The sequence below is a fragment of the Ralstonia flaminis genome, from assembly GCF_958415495.1.
In the GTDB taxonomy this organism is placed as follows: domain Bacteria; phylum Pseudomonadota; class Gammaproteobacteria; order Burkholderiales; family Burkholderiaceae; genus Ralstonia; species Ralstonia flaminis.
In genome coordinates, this window is the sequence record NZ_CATZLL010000010.1 from 171,491 (window position 1) to 190,182 (window position 18,692).

The 18,692-nt window shown below is 61.1% G+C and carries 19 protein-coding genes; 5 read left to right on the forward strand and 14 right to left on the reverse strand.

Annotated elements, in window-relative coordinates:
* Positions 1-10: 10 nt before the first annotated feature.
* The 14 genes from R2N11_RS16660 to R2N11_RS16725 all read right to left on the reverse strand — a co-directional run bounded on the left by R2N11_RS16660 (position 11) and on the right by R2N11_RS16725 (position 13,239).
* Positions 11-487 (reverse strand): hypothetical protein, encoded by a 477-nt coding sequence (locus R2N11_RS16660; RefSeq protein WP_012435639.1) that lies wholly within the window; start codon positions 485-487, stop codon positions 11-13.
* Positions 488-509: 22 nt separating this feature from the next.
* Entirely contained in the window at positions 510-1,010 is a 501-nt protein-coding gene (locus R2N11_RS16665) for a type 4 pilus major pilin (RefSeq protein WP_012755741.1), read from the reverse strand.
* 36 nt (positions 1,011-1,046) lie between these two features.
* On the reverse strand, positions 1,047-2,120 hold the full coding sequence (locus tag R2N11_RS16670) for a type II secretion system F family protein (RefSeq protein WP_012435637.1): 1,074 nt from the start codon (positions 2,118-2,120) through the stop codon (positions 1,047-1,049).
* Entirely contained in the window at positions 2,117-3,703 is a 1,587-nt protein-coding gene (locus R2N11_RS16675; RefSeq protein ID WP_012435636.1) for an ATPase, T2SS/T4P/T4SS family, read from the reverse strand. Before R2N11_RS16675 ends, R2N11_RS16670 begins: the two co-directional genes overlap by 4 nt.
* A 1-nt stretch (position 3,704) precedes the next feature.
* Positions 3,705-4,958: a type 4b pilus protein PilO2 gene (gene pilO2 / locus R2N11_RS16680; protein ID WP_012435635.1), complete on the reverse strand. Its 1,254-nt coding sequence runs from the start codon at positions 4,956-4,958 to the stop codon at positions 3,705-3,707.
* Position 4,959: 1 nt separating this feature from the next.
* On the reverse strand, positions 4,960-5,577 hold the full coding sequence (gene pilP, locus R2N11_RS16685; protein ID WP_225694717.1) for a type IV pilus biogenesis protein PilP: 618 nt from the start codon (positions 5,575-5,577) through the stop codon (positions 4,960-4,962).
* A 105-nt stretch (positions 5,578-5,682) separates the two neighbouring features.
* Positions 5,683-7,374 (reverse strand): type II secretion system protein GspD, encoded by a 1,692-nt coding sequence (locus R2N11_RS16690; protein WP_012435633.1) that lies wholly within the window; start codon positions 7,372-7,374, stop codon positions 5,683-5,685.
* The gene (locus tag R2N11_RS16695) at positions 7,371-7,895 is read right to left on the reverse strand and encodes a toxin co-regulated pilus biosynthesis Q family protein (protein ID WP_012435632.1); all 525 of its coding nucleotides are present in this window, start codon (positions 7,893-7,895) and stop codon (positions 7,371-7,373) included. The genes R2N11_RS16690 and R2N11_RS16695 overlap by 4 nt, the downstream gene beginning before the upstream one ends.
* Before the next feature lie 17 nt (positions 7,896-7,912).
* Positions 7,913-8,389: a lytic transglycosylase domain-containing protein gene (locus tag R2N11_RS16700; protein ID WP_012435631.1), complete on the reverse strand. Its 477-nt coding sequence runs from the start codon at positions 8,387-8,389 to the stop codon at positions 7,913-7,915.
* A complete protein-coding gene (locus R2N11_RS16705; protein ID WP_012435630.1) occupies positions 8,386-9,636 on the reverse strand; it encodes a TrbG/VirB9 family P-type conjugative transfer protein in 1,251 nt (416 codons plus the stop codon). Before R2N11_RS16705 ends, R2N11_RS16700 begins: the two co-directional genes overlap by 4 nt.
* Positions 9,633-10,406 (reverse strand): lysozyme family protein, encoded by a 774-nt coding sequence (locus tag R2N11_RS16710; protein ID WP_012435629.1) that lies wholly within the window; start codon positions 10,404-10,406, stop codon positions 9,633-9,635. Before R2N11_RS16710 ends, R2N11_RS16705 begins: the two co-directional genes overlap by 4 nt.
* A gap of 19 nt (positions 10,407-10,425) precedes the next feature.
* Positions 10,426-11,637, reverse strand: coding sequence for a TraB/TrbI/VirB10 family type IV secretion system protein (locus tag R2N11_RS16715; protein ID WP_012435628.1), 1,212 nt, complete (start codon positions 11,635-11,637; stop codon positions 10,426-10,428).
* Positions 11,638-11,647: 10 nt separating this feature from the next.
* Complete coding sequence (locus tag R2N11_RS16720) at positions 11,648-12,529, reverse strand: TrbG/VirB9 family P-type conjugative transfer protein (protein WP_012435627.1); 882 nt, start codon at positions 12,527-12,529, stop codon at positions 11,648-11,650.
* On the reverse strand, positions 12,526-13,239 hold the full coding sequence (locus R2N11_RS16725; RefSeq protein ID WP_012435626.1) for a VirB8 family type IV secretion system protein: 714 nt from the start codon (positions 13,237-13,239) through the stop codon (positions 12,526-12,528). Before R2N11_RS16725 ends, R2N11_RS16720 begins: the two co-directional genes overlap by 4 nt.
* 421 nt (positions 13,240-13,660) lie before the next feature.
* Here R2N11_RS16725 and R2N11_RS16730 point away from each other — a divergent pair, with 421 nt between their 5' ends.
* From R2N11_RS16730 to R2N11_RS16750, 5 genes are read left to right on the forward strand one after another with little or no spacing between them, the layout of a single operon-like run.
* On the forward strand, positions 13,661-14,710 hold the full coding sequence (locus R2N11_RS16730; protein WP_316681677.1) for a TadA family conjugal transfer-associated ATPase: 1,050 nt from the start codon (positions 13,661-13,663) through the stop codon (positions 14,708-14,710).
* Between the two features lie 12 nt (positions 14,711-14,722).
* The gene (locus R2N11_RS16735) at positions 14,723-15,067 is read left to right on the forward strand and encodes a hypothetical protein (protein ID WP_012435624.1); all 345 of its coding nucleotides are present in this window, start codon (positions 14,723-14,725) and stop codon (positions 15,065-15,067) included.
* A gap of 2 nt (positions 15,068-15,069) precedes the next feature.
* Positions 15,070-15,399, forward strand: coding sequence for a VirB3 family type IV secretion system protein (locus R2N11_RS16740; RefSeq protein ID WP_012435623.1), 330 nt, complete (start codon positions 15,070-15,072; stop codon positions 15,397-15,399).
* A complete protein-coding gene (locus R2N11_RS16745; RefSeq protein WP_012435622.1) occupies positions 15,393-17,840 on the forward strand; it encodes a VirB4 family type IV secretion system protein in 2,448 nt (815 codons plus the stop codon). The genes R2N11_RS16740 and R2N11_RS16745 overlap by 7 nt, the downstream gene beginning before the upstream one ends.
* A 56-nt stretch (positions 17,841-17,896) precedes the next feature.
* Entirely contained in the window at positions 17,897-18,688 is a 792-nt protein-coding gene (locus R2N11_RS16750) for a TrbJ/VirB5 family protein (protein ID WP_012435621.1), read from the forward strand.
* The last annotated feature ends 4 nt before the right edge of the window (positions 18,689-18,692 follow it).

Below are 18,692 nucleotides of genomic sequence, written 5' to 3' on the forward strand. Positions count from 1 at the left end.
CGCGTCGCCTTCAGGAAGACGTCTGAACCCAATTGAGGAGTGAGCTAACGGGGATGGTCGTGGGTACTGACATGGTGTTTCCGCCCGCCAAACTCACCGCCACACCTGCGGCCCGGATGACGAACCAATTGTTGCCGCCCTGCGCATCGGCGAGTAACTTTCCCGCTGCACCAGGTGCCGCTGGCAGGTACCCGTAGACGTTGCGACCGCTACCATTCGCCGTCGTCATACAAACAGCACCAGCAGGCAGCAACACACCTGCCGGTAGCGTCACGGTCATGTTTGGACTGATTGCGCCACGCTGCGCGATCGCTGTGCTAACACATGCGGTCCCAAACATCGCAGCTTGCTGAGATGACACCACCGAGCGCGTCTCCATCTGGCCTGCGGGGCCGGCACCAGGAACACTGTCGGCGAGCTGGAACGCTTGAATGCCAAGCCCGAACAGCAGCATGACTGCGGCGAGCGGAAGGAGTGCGAATGCCATCGAAACGCTGACTCGCTGGGGCTCAGTGGAACGTCACGACAATCGTTGCGGTCGCGGAGCAAACAGCGCCGGCCTGCGACGTGTCAGGCATGTTGCTGCGTGTAAAACTCTGACCGCCAACCGTCAACAAGTCGTAGCCTGACAGACTCGTCACGGTGGACGTGCATTCGTCAGTTGTTTGCGACCCGCCACCCCCAAAAGAGATCACCCCGCTCGTGCCACTATTTGCCGAACTCAAAGTAATGGGATTGCCCCACTTGTCGAAAATGCCTCCGCTCTTGACCATGGTCGGAGGGAAGGTGCCTCCGTTAATAAGCCCGCCCAGGTTCGCGTTCGAAAAATTGGCAAAGCCGGTATTGCTCTGCGCGAACCCTGCTCGGGCCTTTGTCATGACGTAGCCAATATCCGTCGCCGCGCCACCACTCTTCTGATCCGACTTCGCCTGCCCGCTGTTGCTGAGCGTGTTGCCCACTGCGAGGATTGCCAGCGCGATCGCCACGAGCGCCCCAATGATCCGTTCCATATCACCCTCTCCTAAAGTAAAACCACGTCCAACGATTTACATCTGCCTCATCGACGACGTGAGAGCCGACGAAAGCGCGTTTGAGCCAAACTGCATGACAAACATGGCTGCGTACACAAGAAGACTCAGGGTCAACGCCATGCCACCGCCGATCGCAAGCACCTTTCGCTCGACATAGGCCGCGTTCTCTCGCGCCACGTTCGCCAGCTTTTCCGACGAGTCGGCTTTGCCCATGTACTCGCCGATCTCATCGATCAGATCCACGGAAGGGAAGTCGTGCCCAGTCCGCATCATGGAAGTTGCAAGATCAAAGCCATTGCGTGTGCCGGATGAAATGGCGAGCAGCCGCGACGCCAACCATGGCGATGCCGTGCGCACCTGTGCGGCCAGCGATTCCACTTCAGGGATGCCCGCCCGCTGCAGAGCAAGAAACGACAGCAACCAAGAGAACCCTGCGATCTCCCGATAGAGTGGGAACGGAAAAACCCATCGATCAAAGAACGCCCTCCCACGGCCAGCCCAGTTCGGTAACGCCCATGCGCACCAGAGCGCATAGGTAAGCAGCCCGTACGTCGCCAAAGGCATTGCCGCGCTTTGTGCAAACACGCCCATCAGGTAGAGGACGCGTGCCCATCCGGTCCACTTCTCGGCCGGCAAGATTCCTGCGAACTCGGGCACTACGTCGGCACCGATAAAGCCGAGTACCTTGTAGAGCGCGTAGACATAGACAAGCGCCGGCGCGAAGCCGAGGATCAGCTTCCAAAAGATGCGATCCACCAGTTCGCGCACCTCGATGACGAGCTTCATTGCCTCGGGAAGCTTGCCCGCTCGATCACCAGCGTCGAGCACGGTTCGCTCAAGATTGGTGAGCGACGAGTCCATTGCCGCCGCCAGCGTCTGGCCGTTGCGGACGCCTTGTGTCACGGCATCGATTGCAGCAGCAGCGCGACGTTTTCGCCGTCGTAGCAAGCCGGCCCCGAACCGGGTAAGCACGCGCTCTAGCGTTACGTCGTTCGCCAGATGCGTTGACGCACGTTCATAGAGGCGTTTTCGGAGCTTCCATGGCAGAGGATTGCCCTTCAGCCACTGCAGAGCTTTCTGGAGATTCATACGCCCTCGCGATACGCCTCAATGGGCACGTTCTTCTGCGCGTCGCGCGGATCGATCCTGCCGGCCAACACACGTTCCATGACATTGCCGAGCATGGATTTGTCGGAGCCCTCACGCAGGCGGTGATTTCGACGTGCCAACGACGTCCCCCTGAGGAAGTCTTCCATCAGCTCTTCGGTGCTAAGGACAACCTCTGCAACTGCCTCACGCCCGCGGATTTGCCGGCCGAAGCAGTGCGGACATCCCTTTCCCCGCACATGGACCTGTTCGATGTTTCCCCAGGTTTTGATGCGGTCGAGCAGAATTCCCGGCATTGCGTCGAGATGTTTGGCCAATGGCTCCCGACACTCCGTGCACAGCACGGGAACCATCCGCTGCCCCATGAAACCCGCGATGATTTTGTGGTTGCACATCAACTCCTTGGAAAGCAGCGTGTGGTCGAGCATTTGCAGGCGACCAATCAGTTCGAACGGATCAAGAACGTGGAGCGAGCCGAAGACCAAGTGCCCGGTCTGCGCTGCCTGAACTGCTGCAACACCTTCATTGCCTGTGCGGATCTCGCCGATGTCGATGATGTCCGGGTCCATCCGGAGCATGCGTTCGACGAGGTATGAGGAGTTCTGCCCCGTCGAAAGCAGTTGCACTGCCCATTCACGCGGGTACTCGACCGGATGCTCACGGGTGATCTGCCGCAGCTCGGGCGAAATCTGCCCCTTGTAGCGCAGCATTTCGTAGCCGGTCGTGGTCTTGCCACTTCCCGTCGGCCCCGTCTGAATAAACAGACCATCCGGCATCAGGACGACCTGCTCGAACATCGCGAGCTGCAGCGTCGTGAATCCCATCCGCTCAAAGTCGACTTTGCCGGCCGGCGCCTCCGGTCTCACCAGTCGCAGACGACTCGCCGGCGTCTCGCGTCGCTGAAGTGTGGCCGTGTGCCTGCGCGGTTGCAGGCGATTAACCATGACGCCACCACCGGCCTCGATCGGATAGGCTGGGCCGCGCGTAATGCGAACACTTTCAATATCGGTCTCAGGCAGCTTGTTGCCGCTGATCTGCGCTTCCTGGAACTCGAGCGGATTGAATGTCGGCTCTTTGACGGTTGCGAGGCCGACGCAAGTTGCTCGCACAAAAGCTTCCCCCTGCGCAGCGTTCAGTTCCCACTCGGGCACCGTCCATAGCTCGCCGTCAATGCGCAACTGAAATTCAGCATGGTCTTCTCGCTGCAGAACGTGAAGGTCGGACGCCCCCAGTTCGGCAGCCTCGACGTGCCGCCGGCGCGACATTTCCAGAAACTCAAGGTATGCGTCGCCCGATTGCCCGTCCGACGTGCTTTCGCGCGCTTGCGCCAGCTCCTGCGGGGCAAGAGATTCAACAACCGGCTCCAGACCATGGCGTTTGAGGTCAGCCAACCATGTGAGAAAGGCCGAACCACCTGCATAGCGGCCATCGACCTGAATCTTCTCGCCGACCCCCGCCCACACGACGTGTTGCATCAGCGTGGCAGGAACAGGCGGGAGCCGCATTGGCTCGACATGCGCGTCAACGCGCGAGAATGCCCTGAACCGCTCAACCAAAGCCACCATGTCAGCTCCCCACCTTGAGGGCAGCAGTCGCCCCAGGAAAACGGTTAACGTAGAGCGTCCCTTTCGCATGCCACTGGCCATCTCGCAGGTCGACGCTGACCTCGGTCAGCCGCAAACCTGGGACTTGATCGAATGCAGAAGCACCGCTGAACCATGGAGCCATCGCAAGCGTGAAATCGGCCGCATTCCCAATCCACGGGGCCGGTTCAGGTGCATCGGGGCCATTCGCGCCAGGAAGCGCGGCGGGCTGCGTCGCCGCCAGCTTCAACTGGAAAGCTTTGCGGTGCGACACGCTCCAAACGATGCGCTTCGCAACCTCAAAATCATCAATACCTGTTGGTTGGATCGTGAACGTATAGGGCTTAACTTCCGTCGAGCGAGAGTGGTTTCCATCGTCGAGGAGCGTGCCGGGCGCGTCCTCAGCCACACCCCCGTCGCGCTCCCATTGAGCGGCAACGTTGACCGTGACGGGACTACCGAACTGGCAGCTCCAGCCGGTCAGCAACCAACCTTTCGTGGCGAGTGCCCTGCCGTGCCAAGCCGAACGACATGCGTCGACAACAGCAGACGGCACAGGTTGAAGTGTCCATGGCGGAATTTGTTGCTTGGCTTGCTTTGCCGCGTGCATCGCCTGTGCAGCACGTTGTCGCGCGAGATCCGCAGCGCGCTGTGCCTCAGCCTGCCGTTGCTGATACCACCACGTGCCGACGCCGGCCAATGCCGCCACTGTCAGCACCCCGGCCACCGGTAGCACGTAGCGTCGCGGCCCCGGCTCCAGATCGGTCAGCCCCTTCACCGATCGCGAAGTGCGAACGATGTCTGCGAGTTCGGCTTCGGTCCCGCGGACTACGTTCCAGTCACCGGACGCTTTGTGCAACGCATGGAGTTGCTCCAATTCTTCGAGCGTGCCAGTCCGGTCCCCGTCCGGTAAAACCTCCTGGCCGTCGCGCACCGCGATGTACCAATACAGGTCAGCGCTGATCCGATAGAAGCCGCACCAAGGCTGAGGATGTGAGTCAGCGACAAGGGCTGCAAGCGGCTTGGTTCGCCAGTTGGAGGCAGCGCCCTCGAGGCCCGCACAAAAGCCGGCCTGTACGTGCCCTGTGCGCGTCTGATGGACGACACTCCACCGTGCTTGCAGATCACGAGCCTTCTTGCGCAGTGCCGCGCGGCTTGGCCTGGCATCCTCATGCCGCCAAGTCAGGCCGACGGCATAGGTGCCCTTGATCCCTGGAAGGTTGAGGACTTGAGCCATGTCACACCGCGAGCTTCAGAACTTGCTTGCCGCGACCCACTCTGACTTGTTTCGCATCGACGCCGATGACTTGCCAGCCATCGCCGAGCTGAGTGCCAGCCACTGCATCCGAAATCGTGATGCCGTTGATTTCGATGAGAGCCGAGTAGACGCCGTCAGCTCCCCCGATGTGAACCAGACGCGGTTTCCCATGTTTGGCCGCAGGTAGCGGAATCGGTGGCTTCGTAACGTTGCCGGGAACGACCAGCGACGGAACAACTCCCGGTTCCCCTGCCTGCCCAGGCGTCACGCTCGTTGCAGCCTGCATCGCGCGCGACTCCGAGCTTTTGATGTCCGCCTGGTACTTCGCAATTTCAGCCTTGACCTTCAGGACTGCCGCTTGCCGTTGCAGGATGCTGAGTTCGTCGGCCTCAGCACCTGCCTGAGCGGCTTCGGTCTTCGGCGAAGGCGCAGCCGCAACAGGAATCGACGCCTGGGGTGATGGAGCAGCCTGGGTTGGCCGTACAGACGTTTCTGCAACTTGCGCGGTACGAGCCGCAGGTGTTGTCGTTGGCGGAGTTGTTGTTGCCGAAGGCTGCGCATCACGAATGGATTGAGCGGCCTGCATCGCCTTCTCCATGCGAGGCGCCGAGGCACCCTGCGCAATTGCAAATCCTGCACCGGCGCTCAGCGCAAGTCCAACCGCTGCAGACAAGAAATGTCGATTCATCATGAACCCCAGGTATCAAAGAAGCCGTGCGGTGATAACGACGGCAATCATCGTTTCGCGCTTTGCGGCATCCACCCCACCGCCCGTCACTGGGACGTAGGGCGAGCCAACGCCGTTGTTCGTGGTACTGGTCGTTTGATCGCGCAAGCCGGTAAGTACCAGCGACTCGCCCGGCTTCAGGCCGACGGTCTGCTGGAAACGTGCCAGTGGCTTGGTTCGCAGCTGCACCTTGGACAAGGAGGCCCCGCTGCCCTGGGTCTGTTCTTGTAGCGGGTTCAGATTCGACAGGGTCATGTCGAACATGATCAAGATGCGGCCGTTGACAACCTTTGGCGTGAACGTGCTTGTGAAGCCGGAGATGTCAGGGGCGGTTTGCATGGAAGACGTGGAACCCACGTTCGACGCCAACGTGGTCTGCGAGCTCGGGATGTAGTCCTGCAAAGTTGCAGACTGCATTGCCATGACCTTGCCGTTTTGGGTAACTCCCGAACGCGACACAACCTGCGTAACGTTGCCCAGCGTCGACAGCGCTTGCACTGCCACCTTGGTACCGTCCAGCTTGCCGCCGACAATCGTCGCGCCGACGGACATGGGTGTCGCGTTGCTCGACACCGTTGGCGGCGCCACCCCGGTGAACGTGGCACCGGTGTGCCCATTTCCGCTCTTGTACCCGAGCGAGAGATTCAAGCCGTAGTTGTCCTCTTGATTGAGCCGGACTTCGTAGATGCGCACGTCGATGGCGACCTGCTTACCGAACATGGCATCAAGAGTACGGACCCAGTCCTCAACACGATCACACTGTGGCGGCGTCCCGGTGACAGTGACAGTCCCCAGATTCGGGTCGGCGATGACCTCCGCACCATTCCCCGCAATTTGCTTGGCGATCTCCTCCAAGCGTTTCCACGGTTTCACTTCCAACGACTGGCTGGCTGTTTGTCCGCCGGTGCCCGAACCGCTTGAACCGCCAGATGTGGAGCTAGTGGTAGAAGCCGACGTGCCGCCCGAGCTGGAAGACAGGTTGCCGTCACTGGAGATCGTCCCGCTCATGGAAGCGAAGGCTCCCATGTCAGGCAACGTGAAGTTCCGGGTCTCGACTCGGAAGAACGTGAGGGTGCCGTCGCGAAAGCGCGAGTAGACGTTGTAGCGCTGCTCGTTCGTCCGCATAAAACCCTTGAAATCGCCAACGTAGTGCAGCGGTGACTGCGTCGGCATCGCTGCGGCCCCAGACTGCATGCCACCTGGGGCGGCCAACGTTGCGTTGGGCGCGCCTGCAAGACTCGTGGCGAGCCCTGCGGGTAGTTGCGGCCCCTTGACTGCGCCGGTTGCGCCGGTGGTCACAATGGACTGCGCCGAGGGGAACGGTGCATTCACCGAGGGATCGATGACCACCCGTACGTTGTAAGTGCGAGCAATCCAGTCGGCAACGTCGGCAAGCGTACTGATGCGGTCCCGTGCGTCGTTGTACGACACGGGCTTGTTGAAGAGTTCCGGTTGCGGCTTGGTCGCCTTGACCTTCTCGCCAAGAAGCCATGCCCCCTCATGGATCTGGAAGACCGGGCGGCTGCTCGGGGCAGCGTCGAGCTGCGCGCGCGTGTCGCGCATCGCGTCTTTCTGGATGCCGCGCACCTCCGCGATACCGCATCCCGACAGACTCAAGACCGTTGCCACAGCACCGGCGATCAGCTTCGGTTGATAGAAGATCCTCATTGCTCAGCTGCTCCGTTCTGGGTGATAACGATCGTGTGGTTGCCGCGCCAGCTGTCGCCGAGCACGTCTGTTCCGTTGGCTGCCAAGTCTTCCGTGACGCGCTTCACAGCAGATTCAAAGTCATCGCCATAGGATTTATTGCCCGGCACTACCCATGCGTCCTGCACCCTCCACAAGACCTTCCAACCCGCGCGCCTCGCCCACTCAAGCAATTGCTGCTCTACTGACTCGTCGGCGATGAGTTCGAACGGCCTATTTGAGGGAACGGACGTGACTGACACTGCTGGTTCAGGTGAGGTACTCGCCAACGCGGAAGCCGCGGCGACGAGCGTGTTGGGATCGGAGGCTCCGTTGCGATTGGCTTGGCCAGCGACGCTTGCTTTGCGAACACTGCTGCCAAGCGGCTGCCAACCATCGCCGTCAACGCTCTGGGTACGGGTCCCCGCGTGGACGGAGGAAACGAAGGTGCATGCAGCCATCGCGATGACGGCCATGCGCTTGTGGGAAAGAAGGCTTCTCATAACGGTCTCGCAATGTGTCAATGACTGGCACCAGCGCGCTGCAATGCCTGCCAGCGCGCGTAGATTTGGTTGGCGTAGCGCAACTGCTTGTCCGGTGAAGTGGCGTTGTATGCGCCGACGGCTTTCCAGTTCGGCCCCAGGCGCGCGATGTTCGAGCTCAGAATCCACGCCCCGACGTAGGCGTTAACACAGGGATTCCACAAGTGCTCAGGGGCAATGCCCACACGCGCCAGCGTCGGAAACCAGGAGGAGTTGATCTGCATGAGGCCAACGTCAACACTGCCGTTAGAGTTGCGATTGACAGCAAGCGGCCGCATGCCGGACTCGTGCCACGCGATGGCGCGAACGAGCGTCGGATCGAGCCGGTAGTAATTGGCCGCGTCGTCGAGACAATCCGCCCGCGCTAAACTGGCAAGAGCCAGCAGAAGTGCGAAAAAAGCGAACAGCCTTTTCGCACCGCTCACGTCTCGCACTCGGAGTCGTGATCCGCTCATTCCACCCTCGCCTTGCGCTCGTAGAAGCGCACTTCAGGGACACGTTCCACGATCACTGAGCGGCCGTCGGCCACCACAGTCAAGCGCTCAGCGATTCCGTTGAACTTGAAGTAGCGGTCCTTCAGTTCGCCCGAGCCCTCGCCGTTGTCGTTGCGTGCGCTCACATTGGCCTTTGAAGTTCGGAATACGAGGTAGGTCGCGTTGTCCTTCTCGAAGACCGATTCGAGGCCCGCTGCGTTGTCGGCCGCGAAGTCATAGCGAATCTCAGCAGCTCGCCGAACTTCGACAGCCTTACCCGCGGCAGAGACGGTGAAACGATCCACGGTATCGAACGCGACCACGCGATCACCGTCCAGCCACGTCAGGCCCTGCTTGCTGCCCTCGCTGTTCCTGATCTGGAGACCCTCAGGCTTCGTCGCAAAGCGAATTTGAATCGTCCCGGCCTTTGTGTCGCGGATGGCCTGCGCGTCAAACGCCTCGGCCAATAGCGAGCTGGCCACGCCACCGTCACCACTGCCTTGATCGTTTGGGACCGTTGCTGGCGCACCTGTGTTGCCGACATTCGCGCCGTTGCTGGCATCGGACGAAGCCACCGCGACGCCCACGGCGATCGACTTGGGCGGCTCAACACGCAGCGCGATGTTGCGACGGCCGAAGTCGACCTCCGCGTAGAGACCCTTCTGGTCCAGCAACCGCCCGAGCGCCTGAAGCCAGTTCTCGGCATCCCGCGTGACGAACGTCGTCTCCTCCGTCAGCGCAATGGTCTTTTGGGCGGTCCCCGTCCAACCGCTGGGAGCTATCGCCTTGACGATTTGCGCCAGCGGCTGCGTGACGCTCCCGGGACGCACGAGTTGCAGATTGCCGTGCTCGCCGACCATCGCGATGCGGCCGGAGAAGCCAGTGAACCCATGGGGCAAGTCCCCCGACGGATTCGCCGGCTCGCGCGTGATCGCGTTGGAGCGTTTCCAGCGCGCCGTCACCATTTGCCCGTTCGCAGTGAAGTGCAGAACGTCGGGGACACCATCAACCATGATGTACGGACCGGATGATTGCCCGTTGTCGGCCACGATGGTCTGCCCGGCACGCGGCTGAATGTACGTGCTCGACCCGTCGTTGAAGATCATCGCGGGGCGAGCCGTGGATGGCGCCACCACCTGGTAATCGAAATCCAGCGGATCGGTGTCTGCGGCGAAGGCCTGCACGGACAGAACGGGCAGCAGCAAAGCGAGGTGTCGGAACTTCGTCATGGGCTATTGGCGGAGTCCAGCCGCTTCAGGTGGTTCAGGAATCGGGCGAAGTAGGGCCCTCCACGCGCGGGGTCAGCGCTGTGATACCAAGCGACCGCCTTCATCGGAGAGCCGCTGCGTTGCCGGTTTTCGAGCAGGATGGTTTCCGCGACACGGATGTTCGATGCAGGCGACAGGGCATCCCAGGGCGATGCGAAGCGCTGGCCGTGGTAGCACCAGTTCACCTGCATGATTCCGACATCGAAATCGCACCGCTTCGCCTCGATCAGGCGGCGGATGGCACCATAGGCATCGTCTCGGGTGGCGAAGTAGTAGCCACGCCCCGCGACGTTCAACGTCCACGGCCATGGTCGCCCCTGATACGACGATTCGTTCAGCGCAATGCCGGCCAGGATGGTCGGATCGACGCGATCACTGAATTCCGCAAAGGGGGCGGCTTTCGGTGCGCAGGCCCAACCGCCCTTGCGCTCGACGATGGCGGCTTGACCCGCGTCATCCAACGAGGCGGGACGCAGCCACCCGGCACCGGCAACAACGCTGACAAGCGTCTCGGCATGAGTCACTCCGTCGGGCTGTCGCGCGGACCCGATCTGGAACTCCTGGCCGACCAAACGCTGAGCCCAGGTTTCGAAGGCGCCCAGGCCGCAGTACAAGACCGGCTTGCCCGGAAGCGTCTGCAGCCGAACCTGTCCACCGTCGCGCACGACGTAGGCCGTCGGTGAAATCACCGCATCGACCACCACGGCGTGCGCGGACACACAGGCCGCCATCAGGAGAAGCCCAATCGCCCTATTCACGGTACGGCTCCAGGACGATGTCTTGCTTGACCTGTACCAACAGCTTCTGGGCAGGTTCCGTGGTGATGGTCGGCCGAATGTTCTGGTTGCGGTTCAGGATGGTCTGCGCCGTCTGTGTGGCGACCTGGCCCGCCGCGTTGCCGTAAGTAGTCAGGCCGTTCGAATTGGAGGTCGTCGCCGTCTGCTGATTGTTGAAGCGTTGCTCCAGCACGGCGATGACAACCGCGCCATAGAAGATCTTGAAGAAATGGTTGTTGACGTCCCCGCTCACACCGGAATAGCCATTGGTGTCGGCACCCTGCATCGAGCCGAGAGGAACCCACTTCTTATTGGGGAGCTGCAGACGGGTGAACGCCACGAGAAGGCGCTCCTGCCCGATGCTGATGTCGCTGCTGTAAGTCCCAACCAGCATCGAACCTGCCGGAATCGCGAGGCAGGTGCCATCCACCGTGTCCCATACGTTCTGCGACACCATCGCGCGAAACTCGCCCGGCTTATCCGAGTTGTTGCCGCCGACAAACGTCGCTGGAATCACAAAGCCCTGGGATACGGTGCAACTCGGCAAACGGCCCGCAATACCTGTGCGCTCGTACTTCGTTGCTGCTGTCTGTTTCAGAAACTGTTGATCGCTGTTGACGGGCGCAGCATCAGCAGGCGGTGCGCCGGTTGCGTTGGCAGCCGCTGCGGCAGCCTGCTGCATCGCCCGCATGGACGCAGGGTCCAGCGTACCTTGAAGGTCGACTTTCGGGCGTGCGTTGTCACGCACCTTGTTCATGCCTGCCTTGTAGAGCGGCGCAGTAAAGATGCTGTCCTCTTCATTCTTCTTCCCCATCACCTCGGTGCCCTGACGGCCCGTCGTGAAGTCTTTCGCCGACATGACCGGTGCGCGCTGACCGGAGTCGGCTCTTACCGCAGAGGCCTCTTGGCGGGACGCCTCATCCTTGGCGGCCTGCTGCTGGGCACGGATCTGCTGGCCGAGGTTCTGCGACGCCTCACCCGCCGTCGCCCGCGATTTCATCTTCTCCGCGCGCTGCTCCTCCGACGCCTCTTTCACTTCGGCGTCGGTTTTGCTCTGGTAGTAGAAGGCAAGCGTGCCGATCAGCACCGCAGCAATGCCTGCTGCGACGTAGATAATCCCTTTGGGGATCTTCCCCTTGGAGACTCGCTCGCGAGCGTCGGTCACGTCCTCAACCTGCTTAGCCACGGCCGATCCTTTAGAAGAGACCCAAGAAGCGACCGCGGCCGCGGCGCACGATCACCTCCGTGCTACCCGACCGAAGCGCCACGGTCTCTGCCAGGCGCTGCAGCACGAGGTAGTCGCCTCGGCGAATGAAGTTCGCTACGACGAAATCACTTCCGTCCTTCACCAGCGCGACGGGCCACTCGCTGGCAGTCGCGGGCATGCGCATCCAGATGAGCTTGCCGTCATCAAAGACAGCGTCGGGCTTGAAGTCCGCGCTTCCCGACGTCGAATAGTCGAAGTTGAGCTTGTCCGGCGAAACGCCGACGGTGTTCGCCGGACGCTCTCCCTGCTCGCGTGCCTCGCCATCTGCCCGCGCCTTGATCTTGGCCATCACGGTCTCAGGGATGCGGAAGCGAACCTTCTGGTAGAAGATCCCGCCCAGGGGGGACGACACCAGCGTGAACTCGTAGGAGCGCTTGTTTGTGGTCACCGACAGGGTGTTGACCAGACCGGCAGCGTGCGGCTTGAGATAGAGATGATTGCCGTTGTCCGTTGACGATTCCCAGCGCACGCTGTCACCCCACGCCGGCTCCGACACGATCTGCTCATCGTCCGGGAACTCAATGGTGGTTCCCTTCAGTGGCGCGGTCAGGACGCGATAAATCTGATCCTTGCTGTACGTAAAGACGACGAGGCGGGAATCGCCCGGCATAGCCAGCGGTTCCGCTCCACCGTTGAACGGATTCATGGGGTTCATGGCATCCGCCATTGATCCCAAGTTCAGCGGGGGGATAACAGGTTCGGCGCGCTTCGCGGGGCGCTCGGCAGCAGCCCACGCGCCTCCGACAACAGCCAGCGCGAGACAAGCGCATGCGAGCGCCGAGGAAGTTGTGCGCAATAGGGACATGGTCATGCCGGGGTCTTCTGGAGGGTGAAGAAGACTGGGTAGATCCCGAACGGATTCGGACCCAGCGCCTCCGCATCACTTTGGGGAGGCTTGATTTCGTAGCGGAACGTGATCGCGTACCGCATGCGCTTGGGCTTCTGGCCTTCTTCGTTCGTCGTCGCGATGAATTCGACGGCGACGGTGTTGTCAGGCAGCGGCGCGATGTTCTTGATTTCGGGTTCGCGGGTGAGCGTCGGGCTGGACGTCACGGCCCGGAACGGTGCGTCCTCGTCAAACCATTGATCGAACTGCTTGCGTGCAGTCCCAACCATCTGCTCCTTCGCGGACTTGATGCTCTTGTACATCCGCGCATCCTCGACCACCGGCGTCAGCATCGGTTCGATCGTGAACCAGCGCGTGATGAGGTCCTTGAACCCGACCGTCAGGTCACGTCCTTTCGGCTCGTAGGGCTGCAGCACTCTGACCAGGGGCTGGCCGTTGGCGTCGGAGCTGACGCCATAGGACTTCACCACGGAAGGTGCCGGCTCGCGCGTCGCCACGGCAACCAGGGCCGTCAAGCTCGCAATCAAGAAGGCGATCTTCCAATGGTTGCGGTCGACCTTGACCGCGGTCGTTTGATCGAAGACGGCCTGGGCAATGCTTTTCTCCGCATACATGCCGGGATGCGGTGAAAGCACCTTCGCTTGTTCGGATTTCTTGCTTTTGAAAAGACCCATTCCGGCACCCAATTAGATGCCGACAATTGAATCAGGAATGAATGCGGACGCTTGATTCAAAAGCCCCGCGATATTTGCGAGCTTTTCACCGATGTCATGTCAGTCGGTGAGCCACCTGACTAGCGCGTTCACGGAGTGAAGTTTGGGTGCCAAAAAGCGCGCGTTGGTTTACCGCGTTCGGGATAAATCCCCGGAAAGCGCCCATCCGCATAGAGGCTTTCCGCACTTTGGTCCATCGCGGGTATCCGCCCCGGATTGTCGTTCTACGTCCTGCGCGACAAGCAAGACGGTCTTAGCGCAGTTGAGCACCCCAGCTCTTCGAGCCTTGCATCGTCGCCAATGCATTCATTCCGCGAAAGCTGAAAAAAATGACCCCGCTTTCGCCGCGAGGGCCTGATCCGTTTTCCAAAAGAATAGCGCCATGACCGCGAATCATGACCCCTATTCCAATCAGCTCACGCCGCTCGAAGAAAGCGCCGTGAAGATGTTCTTTGAATCGCTCAAGCCGATTCAACCGGTGCTTGAAGAGGCGACCGTGGCCGAAGTCATGATCAATCACCACAACAGCGTGTGGGTTGAACGCAAGGGCCGATTGGAGCGTCTCGATCTCATGCTGGAGCCCAAGAAGCTTGAAGGCGCAATCCGCGCGCTGGCTTCGTCGGTTGAGAAATCGGCGGTCAAAGGCACCGATCAAGGGATCATCAACGCCGGCCATAAGGGGCTGCGGATCGCCGCAGTCATGCGCCCGACCGCAATCGACGGGCACGCCCTCAGCATTCGCCGTCACCGTGAAAAGAACCTGACGCTCTCCGACTACACGGCGATGGGCGCGTTCTCTTCTTCCGTCGCGCGCAACCCTGACGACGATCAGATCATCTTCCCGCCCGACGTCTCCGACGACGGGCTCGCGCACGCGCTGTCGACCATGGTGCGGCAGCGCAAGAACGTGCTCGTCGCCGGTGGCACATCGTCCGGCAAAACCACCTTTCTCAACGCGCTCGTTGGCGAGATTCCACACGAAGAGCGAATCATCTCCATCGTGGACACCCAGGAACTGAAGCTAAGCGTCCCGAACTGCGTTCGTCTTCTTTCGAATCCCGACAAGAAGGTCACGACCCAGCAATTGGTCGCGCTGAGCCTGCGTTTTCGTCCCGACCGTGTGCTGGTTGGCGAGGTGCGTGGCGGCGAGGCCTTCGACTTCATTCAAGCCCTCAATACCGGCCACGACGGCGGGATGGGCTCCCTGCACGCCAACAACGGCCGCACTGCGCTCTCCCGCCTGGAGAGCCTCGCCATGCTCGGCATCCCGCTCGGCTCGCGATGGGATCTGAGCGACATGCGCAAGCTCATCGCCGACTGCTTCCACTACGTCGTGCACATGCGGCGCACGGGCGAGATGCGGCACGTCTCCGAGATTCTGGAGATCCAGGGCTACGCAAACAACGACTACGTCATCAAACGTGTTTTCTAAGGGGGTTTCATCATGATCCAAGCAGTCCAGCGCCTGCTCAAACGCGCAACCACCTGGCGCGGCACGGTGGCACAAGCCGTTGCCATCACCACCCTGCTCTATGGGGCGGAGGCCCGCGCCGACGAATTGGCCTCTCTGTCCGGTTTCGTTTGCATGATCGCGAACTTCGTCAAGAGCGGCTACCTGCTCGCGGGCGGCGTGATTGTGATCGTGATCGGTGCAATCGCCATCGCGCAGTCCGAATCCACCATCGTCAAATTCGTCTCGACGATTGGTATCGGTATCGGCATTGCAGCGGCTTGTATCCCGCTGCTGCAGAAGTTCGGCATCTCCGCCACGTACTGCACGTTCGTCTAACCATGCGCCAGCACAAGGTTAGTCGCTCGCTGTCACTGCCTCGCATGATCGGTGGTGTCGTGCGTGGCTTCGCCATTGCCAACGGCACGCTCACCGCAGTGCTGGTCTACATCACCTACCGGGCGGGTTGGCAGTTTATCTGTGGATTCCTCGCGCTCGGCATGGTGGTTCACATGGCGCTGCGTTGGCTGACCAACAAGGACCCGTGGTGGAACCAAATCCTGATGGTCTATGACCGCTATGGCGACTTGTACGAGCCAGGCCCCTGGCACGGCAAGCTCGGCGCGCGCTTTCGCCGGCCCTACGGGTTCGACAGTGATCTGCCATGCTGAAGAAAAAACGGCCCATCCAGGAAATCGCTCCCTGGCTCACCTTTATCACGCCCTCGCTGGTGCTCGGCAAGGATGGCAGTTTGCTGGCCACCTACGGGCTGGGGGGCGTTGACGCGGACCACCCCAACAAGAGTGAGATCACATCCGCTCGGGATCAGCTCGATCAGGCCTGCCGCAGCCTGGACGGTCGCATCACTGCGTGGTGGCGCATCAAGCACCGCCGCGCACACGACTACATCGCCGGCGAGTTCGCCAGTGCTCATGACGCCAAGATCGACGAGCTCAATCGGGCCAACATGTCATCGGGCAAGTTCTACCAGAACACGCACTCGCTCGCGCTCAGCTACACGCCCGCATCCGGCCTGGACAAGATCTTCGAAAAGATCAGCTACCACGTCACGGTGGGCGGCAAGGGGCTGGTCGCGGCGTTATTCGAGTCGCTAAAGGACACGTTCCTCGCGCGCAACGCGTTCGCATTCGATCTTGCCAAGACGCAGGCCGATGCCAAGCGCTTCGAAGGCATGCTCGATGCGTTTGTTGGCGGCAACACCAAGATCGGGCTCAAACGGCAGATGCTGCAGGAGTCCATGGCACTTCTGCATCAAGCGGCGAACCCATCGGTGCCGCCACGCAGGATTCGCTTCCCGATGACGCTGCTGGACACCCACCTCACCGAGTCGATCGTGACGCCGGGTGCCGAGCAACTGCTCTTTGAGTCGGCGCATGGAATGCGCTACGCGGCCGTGGTCGCCGTCAAGGAATGGCTCGGCTTCCAAGAAGCGGCGCTGGACGTCCTGACGAAGCTCGATGTTGAGCTGGACGTCTGCGTCCTCTACCGCTTCTTGGACAACTCCAAGGCCAACGTCTACATCGAGAAGATCCGCAGCTTCTACAAGATGGCGAGCTTCAACCTGTGGAAGATTCTGAAGCAGTTCGCTGCCAAGGAAGAACAGGAGAACGATGAGGGCCGGGAACAGCTCGCCGACGAGGCGGGTCAGGCACTTCGCCGGCTGACCGCGGATGGTCAGCAGCATGGCTTCGCCAACATCTCCGTCATCGTCTACGGCAACACCGAAGAGGAATGCTCGGACGCGGTCAGTCTGGTCGTTGGCGCCATCAGTAACGCGGGGTTCGGCACGATTCGTGAAGGTACGAACCTGATGCCCGCCTGGAACTGCACGCTGCCCGGTCGTTGGGACAACCAGCGGCGCCTGCAATTTGTCGAAACACCGGCCGTGTCGGACGTCGCCCCGATTTGTACGATCAATCCGGGGCCGACCCGCAACGACTGGCTCTCGGACAAGGCCGGCAAGGAGATGCCACCACTCACCTGCTTGCCGACACGCCACCTGACTGCCCAGCGCGTCGACATGCACGAGCCCGGGGGCAATGGCCACCTCTTCGTGATCGGCCCGATCGGTGCCGGTAAGTCGGTATTCCTGAATTTCCTCATGTCACAGTCGGGGCGCCATAACCCCCGGCGCATCCGGTTTGATAAGGACCGGTCGACACGCATCACCACGCAACTCGGTGGTGGTCAATTCATCGATGTCACCGGTAAGTTTGCGACCGCCACACGCTGCAACCCGCTGTCCCTGCTCGGCGAGGCGGAGAACCACGCCTACGTGACGGAATGGCTGATCTTGGCCATCGAGGACGAAGACGGATTCAGGCTCACCCCCACACAGAAGACGGACATCTTCGACGCGGTTCAGATTCTGGCCGGCTATAGCCGCGAGCAATGGACCCTGTCCTTCTTCGCCACACTGATCCACGCCGATCTGCGCGAGCGGCTGCAGCTCTGGATGAAGGGTGGTCAGTACGGTGACTTCTTCGACAACGTCGACGACGCGTTCCAAATCAGCGATGACCTGACCATCGAGATGGGTGAGCTGCTCATCAACTACGAGCGCGCGGCGGTTCTATTCCTAGACTACGCCTTCTTCCGGATCAGCAAGAGCATGGATGGTCAGCGATTCACGCTGATCGAGATTGAAGAGGCGGGCTTCTTCTTCAAGTACGAACGCTTCTACAGGCGCTTGGAAACGTGGCTGACCACCATCCGCAAGCTCAACGGTGCCGTGTGGATGGCAACACAGTCGCTGCGCCAGATCGCGCGGATTACCGACTTCGAGGTGCTGAAGGAAACCATCGCGAACTTCATCTACCTGCCCAACAGCCTCGCCAATACCAGCAAGAACCTGTACTGCGACACGTTCGGCCTGACCGTCGACCAGGTGCAAATGATCAACGACGCCGTGCCGAACCGCGACTACCTGTGGGTCACCCGGACCACGTCGCGCATGCTCCAGACGGACTTCAAGCCTGAGATGGTTGCCCGGCTGCGCTCCGACGGCAAGGCGCAAGCGGTTTTCGACAAGCACTACATGCAGGGCGATGGCTGGGAGGACCGCTACGTGCGTGAACTTCTGGCCGCCTAAGCCGAAGTCGTACCACGGCGCTGCGTTGCGCCATCTCTCAATCGAAGGAGCCACCCATGCTCAAGACCACATTCTCTGCAACTTTGCGAAAGATGCGCGGCACATTCGTCGTGGCCGCATCCGCCGTCGTGCTGTCGAGCCCCGCCCATGCCTCCGGCTGGCCGGTGTTCGATGCCGCTAACTTCCTCAAGAACACCATCAGCGCGGCGCAAGCGTTGAAGACCGAGGTGTACGAGAACACCAACATCATCTACCAGTACAAGATGATGCTGAACCAGCTCCAGCAGGCTGTGGGCCTTGATGACATCAAGAACCAAGCGCAGATCGACTCGATCCTGGCGGACGTGAAGCGCTACTCGGACTACGGCCAAGTGCTCCAGCAGCTTTACGGGGCAGTCTCCAGCGATGCGAGCTTCTTGGACAAGGTGAACGGCCTGGTGGTGGTGTCCGGCAAGTCGCCCGCGCAATGGTTCGAGGACCAACGCACGCTCCTGACCTCTGGGAATAAGACGGCGCAAGCCTTGTTCGATGCCGGCACCGACGTCGCCAAGAACATCGCGCATCTGGCCCAACGTCGTCAGGACCTGCAGTCACAGATGACGCTGAGCCCGACGGCGCAGGCCACCGCCCAGACCACCAATCAATACCTGGACCTGCTCTCCAGCCAGAACGCCGACCTCATCAAGCTGATTGGCACCAAGGTGCAGGCTGACGCCGTGAAAGACCGGAAGGAGAACGCCGACACGGAAGAAAAAACGGCGGCCATGCAGAGCGTGATCTCCAGCCAGGACGCTCAGCTCCAGAAGCTGCGCCAGTCCGTGTACACGCGCAGCAGCACCGCCCAGTGAGAGT

Coding starts and splice junctions, on each gene's coding strand:
- R2N11_RS16740 (WP_012435623.1), top strand. CDS start 15,070: ATGCGCCAGCACAAGGTTAGTCGCTCGCTGTCACTGCCTCGCATGATC.
- R2N11_RS16745 (WP_012435622.1), top strand. CDS start 15,393: ATGCTGAAGAAAAAACGGCCCATCCAGGAAATCGCTCCCTGGCTCACC.
- pilP (WP_225694717.1), bottom strand. CDS start 5,577: ATGGAGAAGGCGATGCAGGCCGCTCAATCCATTCGTGATGCGCAGCCT.
- R2N11_RS16705 (WP_012435630.1), bottom strand. CDS start 9,636: ATGACGAAGTTCCGACACCTCGCTTTGCTGCTGCCCGTTCTGTCCGTG.
- R2N11_RS16665 (WP_012755741.1), bottom strand. CDS start 1,010: ATGGAACGGATCATTGGGGCGCTCGTGGCGATCGCGCTGGCAATCCTC.
- R2N11_RS16710 (WP_012435629.1), bottom strand. CDS start 10,406: ATGGCGGCCTGTGTGTCCGCGCACGCCGTGGTGGTCGATGCGGTGATT.
- R2N11_RS16720 (WP_012435627.1), bottom strand. CDS start 12,529: ATGACCATGTCCCTATTGCGCACAACTTCCTCGGCGCTCGCATGCGCT.
- pilO2 (WP_012435635.1), bottom strand. CDS start 4,958: ATGGCTCAAGTCCTCAACCTTCCAGGGATCAAGGGCACCTATGCCGTC.
- R2N11_RS16730 (WP_316681677.1), top strand. CDS start 13,661: ATGACCGCGAATCATGACCCCTATTCCAATCAGCTCACGCCGCTCGAA.
- R2N11_RS16670 (WP_012435637.1), bottom strand. CDS start 2,120: ATGAATCTCCAGAAAGCTCTGCAGTGGCTGAAGGGCAATCCTCTGCCA.
- R2N11_RS16735 (WP_012435624.1), top strand. CDS start 14,723: ATGATCCAAGCAGTCCAGCGCCTGCTCAAACGCGCAACCACCTGGCGC.
- R2N11_RS16695 (WP_012435632.1), bottom strand. CDS start 7,895: ATGAGAAGCCTTCTTTCCCACAAGCGCATGGCCGTCATCGCGATGGCT.
- R2N11_RS16690 (WP_012435633.1), bottom strand. CDS start 7,374: ATGAGGATCTTCTATCAACCGAAGCTGATCGCCGGTGCTGTGGCAACG.
- R2N11_RS16725 (WP_012435626.1), bottom strand. CDS start 13,239: ATGGGTCTTTTCAAAAGCAAGAAATCCGAACAAGCGAAGGTGCTTTCA.
- R2N11_RS16675 (WP_012435636.1), bottom strand. CDS start 3,703: ATGGTGGCTTTGGTTGAGCGGTTCAGGGCATTCTCGCGCGTTGACGCG.
- R2N11_RS16700 (WP_012435631.1), bottom strand. CDS start 8,389: ATGAGCGGATCACGACTCCGAGTGCGAGACGTGAGCGGTGCGAAAAGG.
- R2N11_RS16660 (WP_012435639.1), bottom strand. CDS start 487: ATGGCATTCGCACTCCTTCCGCTCGCCGCAGTCATGCTGCTGTTCGGG.
- R2N11_RS16750 (WP_012435621.1), top strand. CDS start 17,897: ATGCTCAAGACCACATTCTCTGCAACTTTGCGAAAGATGCGCGGCACA.